At 70.6% G+C, this 22,288-nt stretch carries 20 protein-coding genes and 1 tRNA gene; 5 read left to right on the plus strand and 16 right to left on the minus strand.

Going from position 1 to position 22,288, the window contains the following annotated elements; translation table 11 throughout:
- Positions 1–2: 2 nt before the first annotated feature.
- The 5 genes from BCF74_RS17345 to BCF74_RS10195 form a co-directional block, all read right to left on the minus strand.
- On the minus strand, positions 3–173 hold the full coding sequence (locus BCF74_RS17345) for a hypothetical protein (RefSeq protein WP_170070207.1): 171 nt from the start codon (positions 171–173) through the stop codon (positions 3–5).
- Complete coding sequence (gene aroQ / locus BCF74_RS10180; protein ID WP_106297848.1) at positions 170–616, minus strand: type II 3-dehydroquinate dehydratase; 447 nt, start codon at positions 614–616, stop codon at positions 170–172. Before aroQ ends, BCF74_RS17345 begins: the two co-directional genes overlap by 4 nt.
- A gap of 108 nt (positions 617–724) precedes the next feature.
- Positions 725–3,421, minus strand: a complete 2,697-nt coding sequence (locus BCF74_RS10185) for a DUF4153 domain-containing protein (RefSeq protein WP_106297849.1) — start codon at positions 3,419–3,421, stop codon at positions 725–727.
- The gene (locus tag BCF74_RS10190; protein WP_106297850.1) at positions 3,418–4,107 is read right to left on the minus strand and encodes a response regulator transcription factor; all 690 of its coding nucleotides are present in this window, start codon (positions 4,105–4,107) and stop codon (positions 3,418–3,420) included. Before BCF74_RS10190 ends, BCF74_RS10185 begins: the two co-directional genes overlap by 4 nt.
- 79 nt (positions 4,108–4,186) lie before the next feature.
- Positions 4,187–5,143, minus strand: coding sequence for a GlxA family transcriptional regulator (locus tag BCF74_RS10195; protein ID WP_106297851.1), 957 nt, complete (start codon positions 5,141–5,143; stop codon positions 4,187–4,189).
- A 91-nt stretch (positions 5,144–5,234) separates the two neighbouring features.
- On the opposite strand from BCF74_RS10195, the gene BCF74_RS10200 reads away from it, so the two are divergent.
- Positions 5,235–5,468, plus strand: coding sequence for a hypothetical protein (locus tag BCF74_RS10200; RefSeq protein WP_106297852.1), 234 nt, complete (start codon positions 5,235–5,237; stop codon positions 5,466–5,468).
- Positions 5,469–5,546: 78 nt separating this feature from the next.
- Here the strand turns inward: BCF74_RS10200 and BCF74_RS10205 are convergent, their stop codons facing one another.
- The gene (locus BCF74_RS10205; protein WP_106297853.1) at positions 5,547–6,770 is read right to left on the minus strand and encodes a fatty acid desaturase family protein; all 1,224 of its coding nucleotides are present in this window, start codon (positions 6,768–6,770) and stop codon (positions 5,547–5,549) included.
- A 49-nt stretch (positions 6,771–6,819) separates the two neighbouring features.
- A complete protein-coding gene (locus BCF74_RS10210; RefSeq protein ID WP_106297854.1) occupies positions 6,820–7,881 on the minus strand; it encodes a ferredoxin reductase in 1,062 nt (353 codons plus the stop codon).
- 157 nt (positions 7,882–8,038) lie between these two features.
- Between BCF74_RS10210 and BCF74_RS10215 the strand changes: the two genes are divergently transcribed.
- Entirely contained in the window at positions 8,039–8,770 is a 732-nt protein-coding gene (locus tag BCF74_RS10215; RefSeq protein WP_106297855.1) for a TetR family transcriptional regulator, read from the plus strand.
- A gap of 3 nt (positions 8,771–8,773) precedes the next feature.
- Here the strand turns inward: BCF74_RS10215 and BCF74_RS10220 are convergent, their stop codons facing one another.
- Both BCF74_RS10220 and BCF74_RS17075 read right to left on the minus strand, forming a co-directional pair.
- The gene (locus tag BCF74_RS10220) at positions 8,774–9,358 is read right to left on the minus strand and encodes a nucleotidyltransferase family protein (RefSeq protein WP_106297856.1); all 585 of its coding nucleotides are present in this window, start codon (positions 9,356–9,358) and stop codon (positions 8,774–8,776) included.
- A 45-nt stretch (positions 9,359–9,403) separates the two neighbouring features.
- Positions 9,404–10,990 carry a choice-of-anchor I family protein gene (locus tag BCF74_RS17075; protein WP_170070208.1) on the minus strand — a complete coding sequence of 529 codons (1,587 nt, stop codon included), beginning with the start codon at positions 10,988–10,990 and terminating at the stop codon, positions 9,404–9,406.
- A 150-nt stretch (positions 10,991–11,140) separates the two neighbouring features.
- On the opposite strand from BCF74_RS17075, the gene BCF74_RS10230 reads away from it, so the two are divergent.
- The gene (locus BCF74_RS10230) at positions 11,141–12,280 is read left to right on the plus strand and encodes a zinc-binding dehydrogenase (protein ID WP_106297858.1); all 1,140 of its coding nucleotides are present in this window, start codon (positions 11,141–11,143) and stop codon (positions 12,278–12,280) included.
- An 88-nt stretch (positions 12,281–12,368) separates the two neighbouring features.
- Here the strand turns inward: BCF74_RS10230 and BCF74_RS10235 are convergent.
- A tRNA-Tyr gene (locus BCF74_RS10235) sits at positions 12,369–12,452 on the minus strand.
- Between the two features lie 57 nt (positions 12,453–12,509).
- On the opposite strand from BCF74_RS10235, the gene BCF74_RS10240 reads away from it, so the two are divergent.
- Positions 12,510–13,004, plus strand: a complete 495-nt coding sequence (locus tag BCF74_RS10240; protein WP_106297859.1) for a YajQ family cyclic di-GMP-binding protein — start codon at positions 12,510–12,512, stop codon at positions 13,002–13,004.
- A 129-nt stretch (positions 13,005–13,133) separates the two neighbouring features.
- Here BCF74_RS10240 and BCF74_RS10245 read toward each other — a convergent pair whose 3' ends face one another.
- Positions 13,134–15,005, minus strand: coding sequence for a carboxypeptidase-like regulatory domain-containing protein (locus tag BCF74_RS10245; RefSeq protein WP_106297860.1), 1,872 nt, complete (start codon positions 15,003–15,005; stop codon positions 13,134–13,136).
- Positions 15,006–15,213: 208 nt separating this feature from the next.
- On the opposite strand from BCF74_RS10245, the gene BCF74_RS17890 reads away from it, so the two are divergent.
- Complete coding sequence (locus BCF74_RS17890) at positions 15,214–15,339, plus strand: hypothetical protein (RefSeq protein WP_281257182.1); 126 nt, start codon at positions 15,214–15,216, stop codon at positions 15,337–15,339.
- 31 nt (positions 15,340–15,370) lie between these two features.
- On the opposite strand, the gene pepN is transcribed toward BCF74_RS17890, so the two are convergent.
- From pepN to BCF74_RS10270, 5 genes are all read right to left on the minus strand, one after another.
- A complete protein-coding gene (gene pepN, locus BCF74_RS10250) occupies positions 15,371–17,830 on the minus strand; it encodes an aminopeptidase N (protein WP_170070209.1) in 2,460 nt (819 codons plus the stop codon).
- Positions 17,831–18,170: 340 nt separating this feature from the next.
- Positions 18,171–19,061, minus strand: a complete 891-nt coding sequence (gene htpX / locus BCF74_RS10255) for a zinc metalloprotease HtpX (RefSeq protein ID WP_106297862.1) — start codon at positions 19,059–19,061, stop codon at positions 18,171–18,173.
- Between the two features lie 205 nt (positions 19,062–19,266).
- On the minus strand, positions 19,267–20,754 hold the full coding sequence (locus BCF74_RS10260; RefSeq protein WP_106297863.1) for a tripartite tricarboxylate transporter permease: 1,488 nt from the start codon (positions 20,752–20,754) through the stop codon (positions 19,267–19,269).
- Complete coding sequence (locus BCF74_RS10265) at positions 20,754–21,281, minus strand: tripartite tricarboxylate transporter TctB family protein (RefSeq protein ID WP_106297864.1); 528 nt, start codon at positions 21,279–21,281, stop codon at positions 20,754–20,756. The genes BCF74_RS10260 and BCF74_RS10265 overlap by 1 nt, the downstream gene beginning before the upstream one ends.
- On the minus strand, positions 21,278–22,276 hold the full coding sequence (locus tag BCF74_RS10270) for a tripartite tricarboxylate transporter substrate binding protein (RefSeq protein WP_106297865.1): 999 nt from the start codon (positions 22,274–22,276) through the stop codon (positions 21,278–21,280). Before BCF74_RS10270 ends, BCF74_RS10265 begins: the two co-directional genes overlap by 4 nt.
- Positions 22,277–22,288: the final 12 nt, after the last annotated feature.

A 22,288-nucleotide genomic window follows, 5' to 3' on the forward strand; every position in this document is an offset into this window, starting at 1 on the left:
GGTCAGGCGCCTCCGCCGCCGCCCAACCAGTTCTGCTGCTGGTGCGGACTGCGGCCGAGCTCGCCGGCCTCCGTGTCCGAGTGACCGCTCGAGCCGAGCCCACCCGAGCCGCGGCGCCACAGGATGATGGCGAGCACGGCGACGATGACGACCAGTGCGATGAGGACCTTCATGACGTACTCCCCTGCTCGGCGACCCAGCTGATGGCCTCAGCGTAGCCCTGCACGCCCCGGCCGATGATCTGTTCGTCGGTCACGGCGGTGAGGTAGCTGTGCCGCCGGAACTCCTCGCGCGCGTGGATGTCGCTGATGTGCACCTCGACCCGCGGCACGGTCACCGCCGCCAGCGCGTCGTGCAGCGCCACCGAGGTGTGCGTGTAGCCGGCCGCGTTGATGACGATGCCCGCGATGCCACGGCGCCCCTCCTGCACCCAGTCGACGAGCGTGCCCTCGTGGTTGCTCTGCCGGAAGTCGAGCGTCAGCCCGGCCACCTCGCACGCCGCGCGGCACAGCTCCTCGACGTCGGCGAGGGTGTCGCTGCCGTAGACCTCGGGCTGCCGCTCACCGAGGAGGTTGAGGTTCGGGCCGTTGAGGACGAGCACGGTCGTCGAGTCCATGCGGTGAGTATGCCGTCCGCTCGCCGAGTAGGCCGTCCGCTCGCCGTCGCCGTTCGCGCCGCTCCCGTTCAATTGGTGAGTTTTTCCCGCGAGCAGCGCGTATGCCGGTCAGTCACCTTGCGGGGCCGCGACCGGGACGTAGCCGGTCCCGAAGGTCGAGCAGAAGGCCGGATCCGGAGCGACGGTCAGCCCCTCGACGGCGTTGCGGGCCTGCGTCCGGCCGACACTCCACGAGAAGACGTCGTCACCTTCCGCAACCCTCGTCATGGCGCGCCCACCGAGGACGCAGGCCGCCTGCTGCTCGGACAGGCCGTCGACGATCGCCGGGGTGGCGTCCGGGCTGAGCCCGGCGAGGTAGTGCGTGTCGAGCTTGCCCGTCTCGTGGAACCGCTCGATGTTGCGGGCGGCGACCCAGCCGTCGGGGTTCATCACCGCGAACCCGAGGAAGAACAGCGCGCCGGTGACGAGGGCCGCCCGCGGCAGCCACGAACCGTTGAGCCGGACGACGGCGACGATCATGAGGACGAGCAGCAGTCCCAGCCACAGCTCGAACCCGTCGACGAAGACGCGCACGACCGTGTAGCCGTAGGCCTCCTGGTAGAGGCTCATCCGGTAGAGCGCCGACGCGACGACGGCCAGCGTCAGCACACACAGCGTGATGAGCGACGCGCGGAGCCACAGCCGGTCCGAGGCCGTCTCCTGAGGAGCCTTGCGGGTGGCCAGCCCGATGACGACGAAGGTGAAGAAGGTCGCCACGGTGAGCTGGCCGAAGCCCTGGTGGACGTACTCGGCATACGTGAGACCCGTTGTCTCCCTGAGGTATTCGTGGCCTCCCCACATCGCCGTGGCCTGGGCGACGAGGAACATGGCGAACAGGGCGGTGACGACGCCGAGCGGCACGAGCCACTCCCAGCGGTGCCGGACCGGCGCACCGCGCGGCACGTCGAGGTCGGCGATGCGCGGCGGGTTGAGCGCGAGGTACGACCCGGCCAGTGCGACACCGGCGACGAAGACGAAGACGAAGATCCGCGCGATGATCGAGTCCCACCGCAGGTCGGGCACGAGCGAGCTCGCCCACGACCCGAAGAGCGCGTCACCGGAGGCGAACAGGCCACCGAAGAGGACGAGCCCGACGAGTGCGATCGCCGCCGTCCGCAGCACCGGCCAGAGCAACGACATGCGGCTCGTCGCGGTGAGCGTCCGCCCGAGCAGCGGCAGCCCGCGCAGGCCCGCGAGCACCCAGGACATCGCGGACAGCGGGATGCTGAGGACTGACCTGGCGCCGGTCACCGCGGCAGCCAGCAACAGTGCGGCGAGCATGGTGCCGAGCACGGCGACCCACTCGGCCGCCCGGATCGCGGTCATCGCGGTCAGAGCCACCCCGAGCCCCACGGCGAGGACACGCCACAAGCTTCGCCGCTCAGTGGACGCGGAAAGGATGAGCGCGGCGGCGAGCATCGCGACGAGCCCGGCCGCGATGCCGATGCGCCGCTCCGGCAGGGTGAGCGCTCCGAGCAGCCCGATGCCCAGCGCACCGAGGAGGAGCCGTGGCTGCGGGCCGAGGCTGGACTCGGGCCAGAAGCGACCGAAGAGCTGGTCGGTCCATGGTTCCGGCGTCGGTCGAGCGGAGCCCTTGGCCGGCTGCGTCGAGGGTCGAGACGGTGGCGTGGTCGCAGAGGGCGGGACGGCCTTGGTCATGGTTTCCTCCTGTGCCACAAGGGCATTCGTCGATCCTGAGCTGTGGGTGATCGCGACGGCGGGCGTCGCGGCGGTGACGGTTGCGTGAGCGGTCGTATGCCGCGGCAGGACCGCGCGCAGCCGCGCGCCTCGTCCGCCGGGCGGAGTCGGGACGACGGCGATCGAGCCGCCGTGGAGCTCGGCCACCCATGAGGCGATGGCCAGGCCGAGACCGGTGCCACCGCCGGAGTCGTCGCCGGTGCCGAAGCGGCGGAAGACGTCGGCGGCCTTCTCTGCCGGGATGCCCGGGCCCTCGTCGACGAACTCGAGGGACCACGTCCGGTCGTCGAGAACCGTTGCCACGAGTGCGATCTCGCCACCGGCGGGCGAGTGGCGGGCGGCGTTGTCGAGCAGGTTCGCCACGAGCTGCGCGAGCCGCGCGGGGTCGGCGGTGACCGAGAACTCCTCGGGGAGCACCCGGCATACGAAACGGACGTCGCGCGAGCCGAGCTCGGCCTCGCTGACCGCTGCACGCAGCAGGTCACCCACGCGCACCTCGCCGAGGCGCAGGGGCGCGACGCCGGCATCGATGCGGGAGAGGTCGAGCAGGTCGCCGACGAGGTCGCTGAGGCGCTCGGACTGGGTGAGCGCGCCACGCAGCGCGGCGTCGTCGGGCTGGACGACGCCGTCGACGAGGTTCTCGAGGAGGGCGCGCTGGGCGGTGAGGGGCGTGCGGAGCTCGTGCGACACGGTGGCGATGAGCTGGCGGCGCTGCTGGTCGGAGTCGGCGAGGTCGGCGGCCATGGCATTGAAGGCGCGCGACAGCTGGCCCACCTCGTCGGTCGACGCGGTCGAGACGCGCTGGGCGTAGTCCCCCGCAGCCATCGAGCTCGCGGCGCGGGTCATCTCACGCAGCGGCGCGGTCATGCCTCGCGCGAGCCACTGGACGACCGCGAGCGCGACGGCGACGGTCACGGGCAGGGTGACCCAGAGCGGCATACCCGCCCGGTCCCCGATCGTCGCGAACAGCGCGGCCACGACGACGCTCGCGCCGACGAGGACGCCGAGCTTGACCTTGATCGAGCCGACCCGTTCGAGCGGCTCGCGCGGGGCGCCGCCGGGGCTCACGCGGTCTCCAGGGCGTAGCCGACGCCGTGGACGGTGCGGACGCGGGCGGCACCGATCTTGGCGCGCAGGGACTTGACGTGGCTGTCGAGCGTGCGGGTGCCGGACGCGTCGGACCAGCCCCAGACCTCGCTCATGAGGTCCTCACGGGAGCGGACCGTGCCGGGGCGGGCGGCGAGCGCGGCGAGGAGGTCGAACTCGAGCGGGGTGAGGTGGACGTCGGTGCCGTCGACGGTGACGCGGCGGGCCGGGCCGTCGATCTCGAGCCCGCCGAACGTCGACGTCGGCGCGGGCGTGGCAGCCAGCTCGGCGGCGCGTTCGACGCGGCGCAGGAGGGCGTGGGTGCGGGCGACGACCTCGCGCATGCGGAACGGCTTGGTGACGTAGTCGTCGGCGCCGACGCCGAGCCCGACGAGGATGTCCGTCTCGTCGTCGCGGGCGGTGAGCATGAGGACGGGCACGGGGCGGACGGCCTGGATGCGGCGGCACACCTCGAGCCCGTCGAAGCCGGGGAGCATGACGTCGAGGACGACGAGGTCGGGTTCGTGCGTCTCGAACGCCGTGACCGCCCCGGGCCCGTCGTGCGCCTGGTGGACCTCGTAGCCCTCGGCCCGGAGCCGGTCGGTGACGGCCTGGTTGATCGTCGGCTCGTCCTCGACCACGAGAACCGTCGCACCCTTGTCGCTCATGGGAACGACAGTAGGAGTCCCCGCGTGGCGTGCGCGGGCACGACCTGTGCAGATCGTGTGAAGAACCGCGCCTCCAGGGTCAGGCGGTGGCGCGGTGGCGGGTGCGGAACACCGTCGGTGTCAGGCCGGTGCACTTGGTGAAGTGGTGGCGGAGCAGCGCGGCCGTGCCGAACCCGACCTCACGCGCGATCTGCTCGACGGGCAGGTCGGTCTCCTCGAGCATCTCGCGGGCACGCAGCACCCGCTGGTCGACGAGCCACTGGTGCGGGGTCGTGCCGGTCTCGGCCCCGAACCGGCGCGCGAACGTCCGCGGCGACATCGCGGCATACTGCGCGAGCTCGGCGACGGTGTGCGTCTCGGCGAGGTTCTCGAGCATGAACGCGAGCACCGGCCCGAGGCTGTCGGCGTCGGTCACCGGCACCGGCCGGTCGATGAACTGGCGCTGCCCGCCGTCGCGGTGGGGCGAGACGACCATCCGCCGCGCGATCCGGTTGGCGACCGTGGCGCCGAGCTCGTGCCGCACGAGGTGCATACAGGCGTCGAGGCCGGCCGCGGTGCCGGCGCTCGTGATGACGTTGCCGTCGTGGGCATAGAGGACGTCGGGGTCGACCTTGAGGTTCGGGTATGCCGCCGCGAGACGATCCGTGTACCTCCAGTGCGTCGTGCACTCGCGTCCGTCGAGAACCCCGGCCTCGGCGAGGGTGAAGGCGCCCGAGCAGACCGACAGCACCCAGGCGCCACGCTCGACCGCGTCACGCACGGCGGCCTTGACCGCCTCGGACGGCTCGTGGGCTGACTCGCTGGCCGGGATGGCGAGCAGGTCGACGTCGGCGGCGGCGTCGAGCCCGTCCTCGACCGCGACCCGCACTCCCGCTTCGCTCGCGAGCGGGCGGCCTGGGTGCTCGGTCACGACCCGGAAGTCGAACGCCGGGACACCGTCGTCGACGCGGTCGACGCCGAAGACCTCGCAGAGCACGCCGTACTCGAAGGTCGCGACGGGGTCCTGGAGCAGGACGGCGATGGAACGCAGGGCCATGGGTGCGATCCTCGCAGGGTGGCAGCATCTTGTGCAAGAGCGTCAGATCTGCCACTCGTGGCAGGATGTGGTGCAGCGACAAACTCGTGCCATGACCTCGATCATCAGCTCCGTCGCCCCCGCCATCCCCGCACTCATCCTCACCGCGCTCTTCCTCTGGGCGCTCGAACGCAACCACCGCCGCAACGCCACGCCTCCGTGGACCGACGACTTCCGCAACCACGTCGAGCACGACGCCGACGCCCGCCGCGGCCTGCACGACTGGGAGTCGCGCGGCGGGGGGTCGCGCGGCGGACACCAGGGCGACTGGGGCCGCGCCGCCTGAGCCACCCGCCCGTCCCGAACCGTCCACTGGGGTGAGTTCGGGACGGGAGGTGACTGACCGGCATACGCCGGAATGCGACTAGCGACCGCGGCGGGGCGGGAGGGCGAGCCGGCCGATCTTGCGGAAGACCGAGCCGAGCTGGTGGCCCAGCGAGCCGGTGTTGTACGGCAGGCCGTAGCGCTCGCACGCCTCCCGGACCTCGGCCGCGACCTGCGGGTAGCGGCGCGCGGGGATGTCCGGGAAGAGGTGGTGCTCGATCTGGTGCGAGAGGTTGCCGGACAGAACGTGGAAGAGCTCGCTGCCGGTGATGTTCGCCGAGCCGAGCAGCTGGCGGACGTACCACTGGGCGCGCGTCTCGTTCTCGGTCTCCTCCATCGAGAACGTCGCGACGCCCGTCGGGAAGTGCCCGCAGAAGATGATGTTGAAGGCCCAGATGTTGCGCACGAGGTTCGCGACCGCGTTGCCGGCGAACGTCAACGGGAACAGCGGGCCGGTGAGCGCCGGGAAGAGGACGTAGTCCTTGAGGACCTGGCGCCCCATCTTGCGGCGGATCCGGCGCAGCACCGGCTTGGTCTCGGCCCAGCCGCGCTCCCCCGAGGCGATGTTCTCGACCTCGAGGTCGTGCAGCGCGACGCCCCACTCGAAGAACACCATGAGCAGGAAGGCGTTGACCGGGTTGAGCAGGTGGTGCGGCCGCCACTTCTGGTCGTCGTCCATGCGCAGGATGCCGTAGCCGATGTCGCGGTCCTTGCCGACGATGTTGGTGAAGGTGTGGTGCAGGTAGTTGTGCCCGTACTTCCAGTTCTCGGCGGGCGCCATCGTGTCCCACTCGAACATGCGCGACGACAAGCCGGGGTCGCCCATCCAGTCGTACTGGCCGTGCATGACGTTGTGGCCGATCTCCATGTTGTCGAGGATCTTGCTGATCGACAGCGACGCGACGGCGAGCGGCCAGGCGGGCGGCACGTAGAACAGCGCGCGTCCGGCGACCTCGAATCCCCTCTGCCACTTCACGATTCGGCGGATGTATGCCGCGTCCTCGTCTCCGAGGGAGGCGATCACCTTCTCGCGGATCGCGTCCATCTCGGCGCCGAACGCCTCGAGCTCCTCGGGGCTGAGCAGGTCGCTGATCGAGGTGGTGTGCTCGGTCGAGACCGGAGGCGTCGTGAACGCTTCGGGAGTATGCCGGGTGCTCGCGTCGTCGGTCGATGTGGCCGCTGCGGGCGTGGCCGGCTTCGGGGTGCGAACGGGCGTGGTGCGCGCCGGCGGGCTGTCCGCCGGGCGGGTTGCGGTGAGAGTCATGGCTGAGTTCCCTTCTCTCGCATGGCTGGTGGGGTGGATGTCTGTGCGGTCAGAGGTCGACCGTGCAGTCGCCGACGGGGGCGTTGACGCAGATGCGGATGTCGTCGTCGGGCATGGCGTTCTCCTCACCATTGACGACGTTGCGCACCGCGCCCTCGGGCTTGCGGGCGGTGCAGGTGAAGCAGATGCCCATGCGGCAACCGAACTCGGGGGTGAGCCCGGCGGCCTCGGCCTGCTCGAGGATCGTGGCGCCGCTGTTGGCGACCCGGGTTCCGCTGCGGGAGAACGTGATCGTGCCCTCGGCGTCCCCCGACGCCGCCGAGGGGACGCGGAAGTACTCGACCCGCAGACGGTCGCTCCCGGCATACGCCTCCTGCACGGTCTCGATGAGACCGGCGGGGCCGCAGGCGAAGGTGTCGACGTCGGCGAAGTCGGGGACGAGCCGCGCGAGTGCATCACGGGTGAAGCGCTCGCCGCCGGCGCGGGTGTGGACGAGGTGGACGTGGACGTTGGGCGGCAGGGTGGCGATCTCGTCGGCGAAGATCTGGTGCTGGGCCGAGCGGGCGTAGTGCAGGAACGTGATGGTGCCGCCGTAGCCGCGTCGCATGAGGGTGCGGACCATCGACATGACGGGCGTGATGCCGGAACCGGCGGAGATGAGGATGAGCCGGGACGGCAGCGGTTCGGGGAGGGTGAACTCACCCTCGGCCTGGCCGAGGTGGACGAGCGCGCCGGGTCGGGCGAGCTCGGCGAGGTGGGCCGAGACGGCGCCCTCCTCGCGGGCCCGCACGGTAATGGTGATGTCGTCGCCGGGACCGGACTCCGGGGAGGAGATGGAGAACGCCCGGGTGAGCCGGCGGGCGGTGCCGAGCTCGATGCCGAGCTGGACGTGCTGGCCGGCGCGGTGGCCGCGCCACGTGTTCGACGGGCGCAGGCGCAGGGTCGTGACGGGGGCTCCGGCGCGGGTCTCGCGGGTGACGTCGACGACGCGGGCGCGAACCTCGTGCGCCGCCCAGAGCGGGTTGACGATCTCGAGGTAGCGGTCGATGCCGTGCGGTGACGCGAGCGCGGTGACGACCGGCGAGCGAAGCAGGGACTGAACAACACTCATGGTGACCTCCTTCGGATTGAGTGAATAACTGTTCACTGACATGATGAACACATGCGTTGTCTCTTGGCAAGTCAGATCCATGCGTGAACTGCCACACACGGGCATGTCTCGTCGCTCAGTCGATGAACAACCATTCACATCCGACTAAACTGGGCTCATGCCCAAGGCCCCCGTCACCCGTCAGGCGCGCAAGGAGCGGACCCGCACCTCGATCCTCGACTCCGCCCTGCGCCTCAGCGAGGAGGGTGGGCTCGCCAAGCTCTCGCTGCGTTCGGTGGCCAAGGACGTCGGCATCGTGCCGGCGGCGATCTACCGCCACTTCGCCTCGGTCGAGGAGCTCGGGCTGGCCCTGCTCGACGACTCCTTCGGCGCGATGCGGCAGACGATGCGCGAGGTGCGCCGCGACACCGACCTCGACTCGATGATCGAGGGCTCCATCGCCATCCTCGCCAAGAACGTCGCCGACCGGCGCGCGCACTTCCTCTTCCTCGCACGGGAGCGCATCGCCGGGCCGCCGCTCGTGCGCGACGCGCTGCACCGTCAGATGGAGCTCTTCGAACTCGAGCTCGCCATGGACCTCAGCCGCCTCCCGCAGGTCAACCGCTGGCCGAGCGAGGACGTGCGCACCCTCGCCGCGCTCATCGTCACGACCGTGACGGGTCTCGTCGAGGCACTCGTCAGCTCCCCGGGCGACCGCTCGAGCCGGCAGCACGACGAGGAGGCCGTTGCCCGCACCCAGAAGCAGCTGCGGATGATCATCGTCGGCGCCGCCAACTGGGAGCCGCCGCAGCCCGAGCCCGCCCGCGGCCGCCGCGGCCGTGGAGCCCGCAGCCAGAAGGCCGCCGCACCCGCCGCGGCATCCACGGGCACAGCGGACGAGTCGGACTGAGCCTCACACGTCGGCCGGGCGGTCGACGTCGCGCCCGGTCGCGAGGTCGCCGCACTCGACGAGGTGAGGGCGGTGGGTGTCGAACCAGTCGCGCGCCCCGTGATCCCCCACCGCGTGGGTGCGCACGGAGGTCCAGTGGTCGCGCCCGATGAGGACCGGGTGCCCGCCTCGCCCGTCGTATGCCGCCCGCACCAGGGCGCCGTCGAGGTCACCGTCGACGGCGTCGAGGAGCCGGGCGTGGACGTCGCTGCCGACGTCGGGCAGATCGACGAGCATGAGCACGACCGCTCTCGCGTCACCGCCTTCGAGGGAGTCCAGACCGCGGCGCAGCGAAGCCCCAGCACCCTCGTCCCAGTTCGCCGCCTCGACGACCGTGCCGCCGACCGCCTGCGCCCGTCGCGTGACACTGGGCGCGGCGGAGCCGACGACGACGTGCACGTCCGTGACCCCGGCGTCCCGCAGCCGCGACACGGTGAGCTCGACGAGGGACGGCCCGGACGGCGAGAGCCGGAGCAGCGCCTTGGGGCCGCCCATGCGGCGCCCCGCCCCCGCCGCGAGGACGAGCCCGGCCACCGCGGCGTCACTCATCGGACCACCATGGCAGAGGAGCCGGGTGGGTGGGGCGCCGCGGCATCACTTCGTGGCGATCTCCCAGAGAGTGGTCGTCCCGGAAACCTCGTTGCCGACGGCAAGGAGCGGCGTGCCCGTGGGGCTGTCCTCGCCAGCGATGAAGAGGATCCCCTCGGGCCCGAGGTCACCTGCCGTGCCGGCCTCCGGGTCGCCGCTCTTGTCCCGGTTGCTGCCGTAGCCGGCGATGCGCCCGTTCGCCGGGTCGGTGACGTCGACCGCCACGATGCCGCTGTTGCGCTCCAGTCCGACGAAGGCGTAGGTGCGACCGCCGAGCTTGCCGAGGTCGAGACCCTCCGGCTCGGGACCCTTGTTGTCGCTGCGCTTGTCGAAGCCGTTCTCGGTGTGGTCGGCGTTGAAGAGCTCCGGGTCGACCGTGGCCGTGAGCTGCTCGAGGGCGTCACCGGAGTCCCAGAGGAGGGTGCCGTCGGCGGCGCGGACGCTGACGGAGCGACCGCCGAAGACCTGCAGCTCGGTGTAGCCGTTCGGTCCCTTCGGCGAGGTCGCCGTCGACATGTTGAGCCGGCCGATCGCCGAGTCCTGCTGCAGCGCAGCGGCATTGGGGAACGCGGCCGGGTCGAGGGTGACGTCCTTGATGCGCTCCTCCTCGGAGAAGCAGTCGTAGTCGCGGGCGTCGCCCTCGTTCGCGGTGACGAGGTAGCTCTGGCCCTTCACGGCATACGCGGCGATGGCGTCGGGCTGGTACATGCCCTTGACCGGCCACTGCGCGATGGCGATCTTCTTGTCCTTGTCGGAGGCGTCGAGGCCCTGGCCCGCGAGCGAGTGGTCCTTGAGCCCGAGCGGTGCGATGTCGGTGACCGTCGCGGTGCGGACGTCGACGGTGGCGATGGCGTTGGCCTCCTGCAGGGTGACCCACGCGGTCTTCCCGTTCGTCGAGGTCGTGATGTATTCGGGCTCGAGGTCCTGCGCCACGGTCGCGCCAGGCCCGAAGATCCGCACGCCCTGCGCGCGCAGCGCGTCGACCTCGTCGTTGTATGCCGTGAAGCCGGCGGTCTTCGCGCTCGCCTTCTCGGCGCCCTGGCGGAGGTCGATGACGGAGACGCTGCCCTCGGGGTCGACCTGCCCGGCGCAGTAGCCCTCCGGCTCGCCCTCGTTCGCGACGAGCGCCCACTCGCCGTTGCCGGTGAAGGTGACCATGTCGGGGAGCGAGCCGACGGTGACCCGGCCGCGGACGGCATACGTCGCGGCGTCGAAGAAGGTGACCGAGCCGGGGTCGGTCTTGGTGTCGGCCTGCTGCGCGACGGCGACGAGGCCACCACTCACGGCGACGCTGTTGGCGCCGGGGGTGGCGAGCGCGGTGAGCTTGACGGGGTTGCGCGGGTCGCGGATGTCGAGGACGTCGACGGTGCCGGCCTGCGCGTTGACGACGAAGAGCCGCTGACGGGTCGGGTCGTGGGCGACGATCTCGGACGCGCCCTCGTCGAAGGCGCCGGTGGCGTAGGTGCCGATCGGGGTCAGCGTGACCTCGGGCGCGGGCGGTGCGGCGACGGCGGACGTGCCGGCCGTGGAGACGAGTGCGGTGGTCGCGGCAGCGGCGACGACGACGCTGGCAAGGGTGCGGGAAGAGAGCATGCGGGTCAAGGTAGGAACGCAGCCTCGGAAGCGCGGGTGGAACGGGTGAACATCTCATGTCCACCAGTCGACGACTTCAAGGCGGGGCCGGCCGCGTGAGTCGGGGCACGAACCGCGCTGTGCGGCACCACGATGGGAGAGGATCGCTGCATGTCCGTGCAGACCCGAGCCGCAGTGCTGCGTGAGCCGACCGACGAGCACCCCTTCGCGACGTCCGCGCCGCTCGGCGTCGAGACCGTCACCCTCGACGGACCCGGCCCGGGTGAGGTCCTCGTCCGCATCGAGGCCGCCGGGCTGTGCCACTCCGACCTCTCCGTCGTCAACGGCGACCGGCCCCGCCCGGTCCCCATGGTGCTCGGGCACGAAGCCGCCGGTGTCGTCGAGGAGGTCGGCGCCGGGGTCACCGACGTGGCACCGGGTGACCGGGTCGTGTGCTCCTACGTCCCGTCGTGTGGCCACTGCGCGAACTGTGCCGGTGGCAACCCGGTCCGCTGCGCCGACGCCCAGGCCGCGAACCGGGAGGCGCGCCTCGTCACCGGTCGCCGTCCGTTCCGCGACGCCGACGGTGCCGAGCTGCACCAGCACCTCGGTGTCAGCGCCTTCGCCGAGCGGACCGTCGTCTCCCCTCGCTCGCTCATCAGGGTCCCGGACGAGGTGCCGCTCGACGTGGCGGCGGTCTTCGGGTGCGCCGTCCTCACCGGCGCCGGCGCGGTCCTCAACACCGCCGCCGTGCGACCGGGCGAGTCCGTCGCCGTCGTCGGCCTCGGCGGCGTCGGCATCTCGGCCGTCATGGCCGCGGCTCTCGGCGGCGCGCACCCCGTCATCGCCGTCGACACCGTCGAGTCCAAGCTCCAGTCGGCCCGCGACGTCGGCGCGACCCACACCGTCCTCGCCTCGGACACCGCGGTCGAGGAGATCAAGGACCTCACCGGCGGCGGAGCCGCCGCCACGATCGAGGCCGCCGGCCACCCCGCGGCACTCGCCACGGCATACGGAGCAACGAAGGTGGGCGGCCGCGTCGTCGTCGCCGGTCTCCCGCACCCGCGCCACGAGATCGCCGTCCCGATCGCGGCGCTCGTCGGCGAGGAGAAGTCGATCCTCGGCTCCTACATGGGCAGCTCGGTGCCGCGGCGCGACCTGCCGCGCCTGTTCGACCTGTATGCCGCGGGGTTGCTGCCCGCGGACCGGCTCGTCACCGCGAACCACGTGCCATTGGGCGACATCAACACCGCCCTCGACCGGCTCCACGAGGGCTCCGAGGTCCGTCAGATCATCACCCCCGGCGGCTGACCCCGCACTCGGCCGACCACGCGAGGCGCGGTGACGAGAGCGAAGCCCCTGACCGGCATACCTGCTGGTCAGGGGCTTCGTGGAGCACTGGTGGCGGGTGAAGGATTCGAACCTTCGTAGCTTTCGCGATGGATTTACAGTCCACTCCCATTGGCCGCTCGGGCAACCCGCCGGGTGCGCATGGAAGGATAGCAAGTCGACCGCACTGCACTAAATCGGGAGAGGGATCGTGGCCGACAGCAGCTTCGACATCGTCAGCACCTACGACAAGCAGGAGATCGCCAACGCCGTGAACGCCGCGGCCAAGGAGGTCGCGAACCGCTACGACTTCAAGAACGTCGGGGCCTCCGTCGAGCTGAGCGGCGAGACCATCTCGATGCAGGCGAACTCCGAGGAGCGGGTCCTCGCTGTCCTCGACGTCGTCAAGACGTGGCTCGTCAAGCGCAAGGTGTCGCTCAAGCACCTCGACGTGCCCGAGGCCGGGCCGCGGCTGTCGGGCAAGGAGTACAAGCTCGACGTGCCGCTCAAGCAGGGCATCTCGCAGGAGAACGCGAAGAAGATCAACAAGCTCATCCGCGACGAGGGCCCCAAGGGCGTGAAGTCCCAGATCCAGGGCGACGAGCTGCGCGTGACGAGCAAGTCGCGCGACGACCTGCAGGCCGTCCAGCGGATGCTGGGCGAGGCCGACCTCGACGTCGCGCTGCAGTTCACGAACTACCGCTGACGCGCTCGCGCTCGCCGCGGCTGGGCCGCGACACGGTGCGGGGCCGGAGACCTCTGCGGTCTCCGGCCCCGCCTCGTTTCTTCGTCCCGTGTGCCGTCCGCTCGCCGCGCGCGGCGCGGCCGGCACCGGTCAGGAGACTCGGAAGGTGATCTCCTTGCGCTCGCCTGAGGCGAGGGTGACGGCGGTCCGGCCCGACTCCCTCGTCACGCCGTCGTACCACCAGACCTCGCCCGTCTCGCCGTCCTCGAGCCGGAGCGTGAAGCTCCCGGCGGGCAGCGCACCCGGGCCGTAGACCGTGCCGTTGGCGCTGTCGAAGTCACCGATGTAGTCGCCGGCGGCGTTGTAGATCGTGCCGGTGAGGTAACGGTCGATCGGCGCGCCGTCGGCACCGACCACGGTGATGCCGAGCCTCGATGCCGGCGCCAGCTGGGCGTTGAAGGTCGTGGTCTTGAGCGCCTTGACCTGGAACGTCGTGGCCGAGGAGCTCGTCAGCGCGTTGCCCGACCACTCTGGAGCCAACGTGTCGTCGGACATCGTGTAGACGAACGCGGAGTGCTCGCCCGGCGGGACGCCTTGGATCGTGTAGCGGCCGTTGGCGTCGGTCTGCGCGGTGTACGGGCCCTCGCCGGGGCCGACCCGCCCGGGGTAGCCACCGTCGATGCGCACCCACGCATCGGCGACCGGCTGGCCCGTCGGGCCGGTGATGACGCCGGTGACCGTCCCGCCGGGAAGCATCTGGACGTCGCGGATGGCCTTGGTCGACGCTGCCGGCACCGTGATGAGCGCGGCCGTCGCCTGCGAGGTGGCCTTGTAGGCCCACGTCCGGGAGTAGACCCGCGGCTCGCCGTCAGCATCGACCGCGACCGTGTACTCACCCGAGGCGAGGCCCTTGACCGCCCAGCGTCCGTCGGCGCCCGAGCAATCGCTGACCTGTCCCCTGACGTAGCCGCCGGAACGACCGGCATACGCGCTGGGGCAGGCGTCGGCAATGGGGGCGCCGGTCTTGGCGTCGACTGCCCGACCGGTGATGGTGCTGGCCGTGGCGAGCAAGGCATCGACGACCGCAGGCGCCTGTCGGCTCACGGTGAACGTCTCGGCGTCACCGAGGACTCGCGTGTCGCCTGAGTACTCCGCGACGAAACGGCCCTGCGGGTCGCTGAAGACGGCGGCAAACGTGCCCTCCTCGGACAGCGCGACCTCGTAGCGCCCGTCCGCTCCGGTGCACCCCTCGCCGGGCTGAATGATGTTGTCGGGGTCGTCGGTGGGGATGAAGATGCCGACGCACACACCCTCGACGGGCTGACCCGTCGCGTCGCTACGGACGACACCCGTGACCGTGGCCGAGCCGAGGAACCGGTCATCCACGCGCGTTGTGGCGTCCGAGGTCACGCTGAAGCGGGTCGCGGTCTCGATCGAGGTCTGGCCGATGGCCCACTGCTGCGTGCCGTTGTCCCAGAACTCGACGACGTACTCGCCGGGAGCGACCACGGTCGACCACTGGCTGGCCCCGACTTCGGGTGAGGCGCCGACAGAGGTCCAGGCGACGGGCGTGAGATCTCCCGACCGGAGCACACTCACGGATGCCCCTTCGGCGGGGCTGCCGTCGGCGCGGGTCAGGCTGCCGCCGATCGTGCCGCCCACGCGGAGGCCGACGTCGACCGTCGCGGGCGCGACGAACGCCTGCGCGGCCTCGAAGGAGTCCGCATCCTGTGCCCACTCGCCGACGTGCCGACCGTCGAATGCGGTGACCTCGAGCTTGTAGGCAACCCCGGCCTCGACGTCGAGGGTCCACGCCCCCGTCTCGTCGGAGCAGGTGCCGTTGACGTAGGTGTAGTCCGTGTCATAGGCCGTGACGCAGCCGCCGACCGGCTCGCCCGTGACGTCGGACGTGATCGTGCCCGACAGGGTTGAGGGCTCGGCGTGCGCCGGCGCTGACAGCAGGCCGAGGGCGAGCAGAGTCGTCAGCAGCGCACCCCCCAACCGCATGATGAATGAACGCATGTGCGTGTGTGCCTTCCCCGATGAGTGCGCCCCTCCGTTGGTGCGCTGCGCGCGCAACCTAGCAGCGGGTGGGAACACGGCGCATCACCTTGGCTGGATCTCGCCATGCCGGTATGCCGTCCGCCGCGGTTCGTGCCTTCGCGCACGCCGCGCGGGTTTCGGACTCCGGCGCCCCGCTCCCGTTACCCCGGGCGAACCCATCGGGCTGATGCAGCTCTCGCAGCTCGAGCTGAGGCTCTCGGAGTTGCTGGACTTCGATGTCGACCTCGTCCCCGAGTCCTCCCTTGCGCCGCCAGTTCGCGAACGCGTGCTGCAGGAAGCCGTTCCCCTGTGACGCATTGCCGCTCTGCTGCGGCAGTAGTGGATCAGGCCCAGCGGGCGCGTGAGGCGAGCGCCTCCTCGAGCTTGGACAGCTCGTCGCCCATGGACCGCCGGACACCCGCCGTGACGTCCGGGCGCGCCATCGCGGCGCGCACCAGCTCGACCGTCTCCGGCTCGACGACGCGTGACGGGAACGCCAGTGCCGCAACGCGATCCAGCGCATCGGCCCCGACCCACTGCGCGAGGTGCGGGATGTCGTCGACGTAGCGCGCGGCATACGGACGCAGGGTCTCGACCGACCCGCTCGACCAGAAGCCGGTCGCGAGCGCGTTGAGCTCATAGTTCGAGCGGTCCCGGTTCGTCGTCAGCTCGCGCCACGCCCACTCTTTGTCCGGTGTGCCGGGTCGCGCGGCGCGCGCGGTCAGCCCGCCGAGGCGGCCGGTCAGGGTGCGGTCGCTCGCCTCGGCGGCTTCGATGAGCGCGTCGTCGGCGAGGCCGAGCCGGGCGAGGGCATGGACGACGAGCCAGCGGAAGTCGGTGTCGCCGTCCAGTCCTACGGGCAGGTCCCGGCCGTCGAGCCAGCCGCGCAGCACGGTCTCGTCGGTCGTCGTCGCGGCCAGCACCCGGGCGGCGACGAGCGCACGGGCAGAACCGGGTTCGACGCGGTCGAGCACTCCGGCGGCAGCCTCGGCGAGCCGGGCGCGAGCCGGTGTGACCTCACCCTCCGCGAGGAAGGTCGGAACGATCCGGTCGGTGAGGGCCAGCGCGACCCGCGACAGCAGCGCGTCATCGGACTCGCCAGCCCACGCCTCGGCGGCGACGTCGAGCGCGAACCGCGGGTCGACCGTGCCGCGGTAGGTGCCCGTGAGGACCGCGCCCCAGAGGACTCCGCGGGCCACGGGGTCCTCGATCATGGGGAGCTCGCGGGCGAGGTTGCCGCGCGTGGTCTCGTCGAGGTCGACCTGCGCCCAGGTAAGGTCGCCCGCGTTGGGCACGACGACGGCTGCGGCGGCATCGAGACCCACCTGCGCGCTCGGGCCCTCGAGGACGACGTCGGTCCGGAACACCTGGGCCCCGTCGGTGAAACCTGCCACGTCGAGGGTGTGCACGCGGTCGGCGGGATACTGGCTCGGCGTCGTCCGGGTGAGGGTGCCATCGCGGTCCACGGCGAGAACGTCGACGCCCGCCGTCTCAAGCCACGCGCGGCTCCAGTCGCCGAGGTCCCGGCCCGACGCCTGCTCCATCGCGGCGAGGAACTCGGCGAGCTCACCGTTGCCGTGGGCGTGCGAGCGCAGGTATGCCGTCACGCCGGCGTCGAACGCGTCCTTCCCGACGTGGGCGACGAGCTGGCGCAGCACCGACGCACCTTTGGCGTAGGAGATGCCGTCGAAGTTCTCGAGCGCGCTGTGCGCATCGGGAGCCGGCGACCCCGCAACGGGATGGGTCGATGGAGCCCGCTCCGCGGCATACCCCCACTGCTTGCGAGCGATGCCGAACTCGACCCAGCTGTCGGTGAACTCGGTCGCGGTGCTCGTCGCGGTGTAGGCCATGAACTCGGCGAAGGACTCGTTGAGCCACAGGTCGTCCCACCAGCGCATCGTCACCAGGTCGCCGAACCACATGTGCGCCATCTCGTGCGAGATCGTGTTGCTGCGCTGGAGGACCTGCTCGCGGGTGGCCGCGCCGCGGAAGAGCATCTGGTCGCGGAAGGTGACGCAGCCGGGGTTCTCCATCGCGCCGGCGTTGAACTCGGGGACGAAGACCTGGTCGTAGTCGCCGAACGGGTAGCGGACGTCGAAGGTGGAGTGGAAGTGGTCGAAGGACTGCTTCGTCACCTCGAACATCTGGGGGGCGTGCCGCTCGAGCTCGCCCTGGAGGCTGCGGCGGGCGTGGATGCCGAGCTCGATGCCGTCGTGGGAGTCGTGGAGGGAGACGTAGGGGCCGGCGCAGACGGTGACGAAGTACGTTGCCAGCGGCAGGGTCTCGCTGAGCCGCCAGAGGTTGTCGTCGGCTCGCGTGGCGCGCCCGTTGCCGACGACCACCCAGGTCTCCGGCGCGCGGACGGTCACGGAGTAGGGCGCCTTGAGGTCGGGCTGGTCGAAGCACGCGAAGACCGTGGGAGCCGCGTCGAGGAAGAGGTGGCCGTAGACGTAGTCCTCCCCGTCGGCCGGGTCGTGGCTGCGGTGCAGGCCCTGGCCGTCATGGGAGTAGGCCATCGTCGCAACCACCTCGACGGTGTTCTCGGCGCGCAGGTCGGCGAGCGGGAGTCGCCCGTCGGTGATGGTGGCCGGGTCGATCGGTGTGCCGTTGAGCTCGATCCGCTCACAGCTCACGGGCCGCAGGTCAAGGAACGTCGCCGCGCCGGGCTCGTTGCAGGAGAACGTGATCCGGGTCGTGGACCCGAAGTGCTCCGCTCCGCGGTCGAGGTCGAGGTCGACCTCCATGCGGTCGACGGTGATGAGCTGCGCCCGCTGCCGGGCTTCGTCGCGAGTCAGTGATGGCACGGCGCGAGCCTGCCACAGGTCTTCCGAAAGTTCGTCGTCCATGACGCCAAGCCGGACTACCCTCAGAGAATGGGCAGCGACTCCCGACCGGCTGACGACGCGGGGCACCTCCCGGCACCGGGCGCCGGGGAGACAGCGCCGCCTTCTCCTGCGCAGGGCCCTCCCCTGACGGATGACCTGATTCGAGGCGTCCTGGAGGAGATTCGTCGCGAACGGGAGTCACGGCATACGACACCGTCGGGGTGAGCTACACCCTGACGTGAGCTCCTCCCGCGACGGACGGCGCACGCCCGCACCGCGAGGGTGCGAGGCGTGCGCCGTCGTTGCGGGTCTGGTCGGCTCAGTTGTTGGGGTTGTAGCCCGTCGCCATGCCCTGGAGGCGGGCAATGCGGTCGGCCATCGGCGGGTGGGTCGCCATGAGGCGCGAGATGTCCTGCGCCCGGAACGGGTTGGCGATCATCATGTGGCTCGCGTTGACGACGTCCTTGGTCGGGGCGAGCGGGGCGCGGGCCACACCGGCCTCGAGCTTGGCGAGCGCGGACGCGAGGGCGAGCGGGTCGCCGGTGAGCTTCGCGCCGTCCTCGTCGGCGTCGTACTCGCGGGTGCGCGAGATGGCCAGCTGGACGAACATCGCCGCGATCGGTGCGAGGAAGGCCATGGCGAGACCGGCGATGGCGTTGCCGCCGTTGTTGTCGCGGTTGCCCCCACCGAACATCGCGCCGAACGACAGGATCTGCCCGATGGTGCCGATGACACCGGCGATGGCGGCGGCGACGGAGCCGGTGAGGATGTCGCGGTTGTAGACGTGCATGAGCTCGTGCCCGAGGACGCCGCGCAGCTCGCGCTCGTCGAGGAGCTGGAGGATGCCCTGGGTGCAGCAGACCGCGGCGTTCTGCGGGTTGCGGCCGGTGGCGAAGGCGTTGGGGGCCTCGGTCGGCGAGACATAGAGCCGCGGCATCGGCTGGTTCGCCTTGGTCGAGAGCTCGCGGACGATGCGGTACATCGCCGGCGCCTCGGCCTCGCTCACCGGGAACGCGCGCATGGCGCGGATCGCGAGCTTGTCGCTGTTCCAGTACGAGTAGAACGTCGTGGCGACGCCGATGAGCCCGAAGATCCAGATGAAGGCGCTGTTGCCGAAGGAGCGCGCCGCGACCCAGCCGAGGCCGAGCAGCAGCGCCCAGATGAGGCCGAAGAGACCCGCGGTCTTCAGCCCGTTGAAATGGTTGTTCATGTCTCCTCCAACGCGCGAGGGTGTTCCTGCCGTTCCGTATGCCGTTCGGCATGCTGGCCCATGCCGTCCGGCTCGGTGCGTATGCCGTTCGGCTCGGTCCCGTCGAGCGTATCCGGCCCGCTCCCCTTCCGCTCCCGACGACTGATTGCGCACAGTTCGCATGCGGGGATGCGAACTGTGCGCAATCAGTCGGGCACGGGGAGGGTCAGGCGGTGGGCAGACGGCGGCGGCGCAGGCGCGAGGCCAGGCTCGGGCCGGCGGCGAGGAGCACCGCGAGCGCGAGCACGACGACCGCGATCGGCCGGGTGAAGATGACGAGCAGGTTGCCGTCGCCGAGCGCGGACGTCTGGGTCAGCGCCTTCTCGAACAGCGGCCCGATGACGAGCCCGAGAACGAGGGGCGCCATGGGGAGGCCGTAGAGCTTCATGAGGTAGCCGGCGACGCCCGAGAAGAACACGACCCACACGCTGAACATGTTGTTGTCGATGGAGTAGGCGCCGACGAAGCTCGTGAAGAGGATCAGCGGGTAGAGGTAGACGTACGGGATCCGCAGCATCTGCGCGAAGAGTGGTGCGAGCGGCAGGTTGAGCACGAGCAGCATGACGTTGCCGATGAAGAACGACACGAGCAGGCCCCAGACGAGGTCCGGCTGGCTCTCGAAGAGCAGCGGGCCGGGCTGCAGGCCGTAGATCGTGAACGCTCCGAGGAGGACGGCCGTCGTGCCACCGCCGGGGATGCCGAGGGTGAGTGTCGGGACGAAGTTCGCGTTGGCCGCCGCGTTGTTCGCGCTCTCGGGAGCAGCAACGCCCTCGATGGCGCCCTTGCCGAACTCGTCCTTGTGCGGCGAGACCCGCTTCTCCACGCCGTAGGCGATGAACGACGCGAGGGTCGAGCCGGCGCCGGGCAGGCAGCCGAGAAGGAAGCCGATGACGCTGCCACGCCCAATTGGTCCGACGCTGCGCCTGAGCTCGCTCTTGGTGATGACGAGGTCACGGAAGCGGGCCCGGATGGGCTCGGCCGCACCGATGCGCAGCTGGTACATCACCTCACCCACGGCGAAGAGGCCGATCATCACCTCGACGAACGGGATGCCGCTGAAGAGGTTGACGTTGTCGCCGGTGAACCGGGCGGTGCCGGTGGCGGCGTCGAGGCCGACCGTCGCGAGCAGCAGGCCGAGGACGGCCATCGCGAACCCGCGCAGCTTGGAGTCGCCAGAGAAGCTCACGATCGTCGCGAGGCCGAGGATCATGATGGCGAGGTTCTCGATGGGCCCGAACTTCAGCGCGAACTGCGCGAAGGGCGGCGCGATCGCCATGAGCACGATGAGCGAGAAGATCGCGGCGACGAACGACCCGATGGCGGCGATGGCGAGCGCCGCCCCGGCTCTGCCCTTGCGAGCCATCTGGTAGCCGTCGAGAGTCGTGACGACACTCGACGCCTCACCGGGGGTCGAGATGAGCACCGACGTGATCGTGCCGCCGTACTGCGCGCCGTAGTAGATGCCGGCGAGCATGATGAGCGCCGTCACCGGCTCGAACGCCAGCGTCAGCGGCAGCAGCACGGCGACACCGGTCGTCGACCCGAGGCCGGGCAGCAGGCCGATGATCGTTCCCGCGAGGACACCGACGAAGCACCACAGCAGGTTCTCCGGGGTGAGCGCTGTCGAGAAGCCGAGGAGGAGGTTGTCGATCATCAGGCCTCCGTCCCGAGCCCGAGCATCCCGCCGGGGAGGGGCACGCCGAGGAAGAGCCCGAAGAGCAGGTAGACCACGGCCAGCGCCGCCGTCGTGATGACGAGGGACTTCACGACGTTCTGCTTCTCGACGACCGCCGAGATGACGAGGACGAGCAGCCCGAACGCCGCGAGGAACCCGACGACCTGGACGAGCAGGAGGGCGACGAGGGTCAGACCGAAGACGACCCAGAGGTTGAGCACCCGCTGCTTCTCGGAGCGGCCCGTCGAGTCGATGTCGGGCACCGGCTCGATGGACGGCTCCGGCTCGCCGTGCGCCGCCCGTCGGACGACACCGACGGCGACGGACGCGCAGAGGGCCGCGGTGAGGGCGCCGGCGACGACCGGCAGGAAGCCGGGGCCGATCCGGCCGCCCTCGCCGAACATGCCGTAACCGGAGCCCACGACCGCGGCGACGAGACCGAGCAGCGCGATCGCGGCATACAGCATCGCCTCGCCGCTGCGGCGCAGGGAGGTCAGGTGGCTCACTTGCCCAGCGCCTTCTTCAGGTCCTCGCTGTTGGACTTGAGGTATGCCGTGAAGTCGTCGCCGAAGAGCGCGTTCGGCTGCAGGTAGTTGTCGGCGATGTACTTCTTGGCGTCGTCGGACTCGACGAACTTCTTCGACGCGTCGATCCAGTACTGCTTCTCGGCGTCCTTGAGCTTGCCGGGGGCGATGAGCCCGCGGAACTGCGCGTAGGAGACGTCGACGCCCTGCTCCTTCGCCGTGGGGATGTCCTTGAGCTCGGGGTACTCGTAGCGCTCGTCGGAGAAGGAGCAGAGGGCGCGCAGCTTGCCGGCCTTGAGCTGCTCGACGACCTCGCCCGGGTTGAGCGAGGCGATCTGGATCTGCTTGCCGAGGAGGGCTGCGAGGACCTCGTCACCGGACTCGAAGGGGACCTGGTCGAACTTCACCCCGGTCGCCTGCTCGGTGAGGCTGAAGACGACCTTGTCGAGGCTCGTCGCACCCGAGACGGCGGCCACGACCTTGCCTGTCTTCGCGGCGTTGATGACGTCGGTGCACGTCTTCCACGGCGAGCTCGCCTCGACGACGGCGAGGGTGTAGTCGTCGCCGACCTTCATGATCGGCGTGAACGTCGTGTAGTCGAACTTGACGTTCGTGCTGATCGGCAGGGCGAGCAGCGCGGTCTCGGCGGGGAGCAGGAAGTTCGGGTTGCCCTGCTTGGACATGAAGTACGAATAGCCGACCGCACCCGACCCGCCCTCGCGGTTCTCGGTGTTGATCTTCAGGCCGGGCTGGGCCTTCTCGAGTCCCGCCGCGATGGCGCGACCGGAGGCGTCGCTCCCACCGCCGGCGCCGAACGGCACGACCATCGTGACGTTGCCCTTGGGCTCGAACGAGCCGCCGCCAGAGCCGCTGTCGGAGCCGCTGCCGACGGAAGCGGAGCCGGAGCCACAAGCGGTGAGGGAGATGAGGCCGACGAGCGAGGTCGCGGCGAGGATCGACGTCCTTGTCGAGGTCATGGCAGGAGCCTT

The organism is Knoellia remsis (genome assembly GCF_003002895.1).
Taxonomy (GTDB): Bacteria; Actinomycetota; Actinomycetes; order Actinomycetales; family Dermatophilaceae; genus Knoellia; species Knoellia remsis.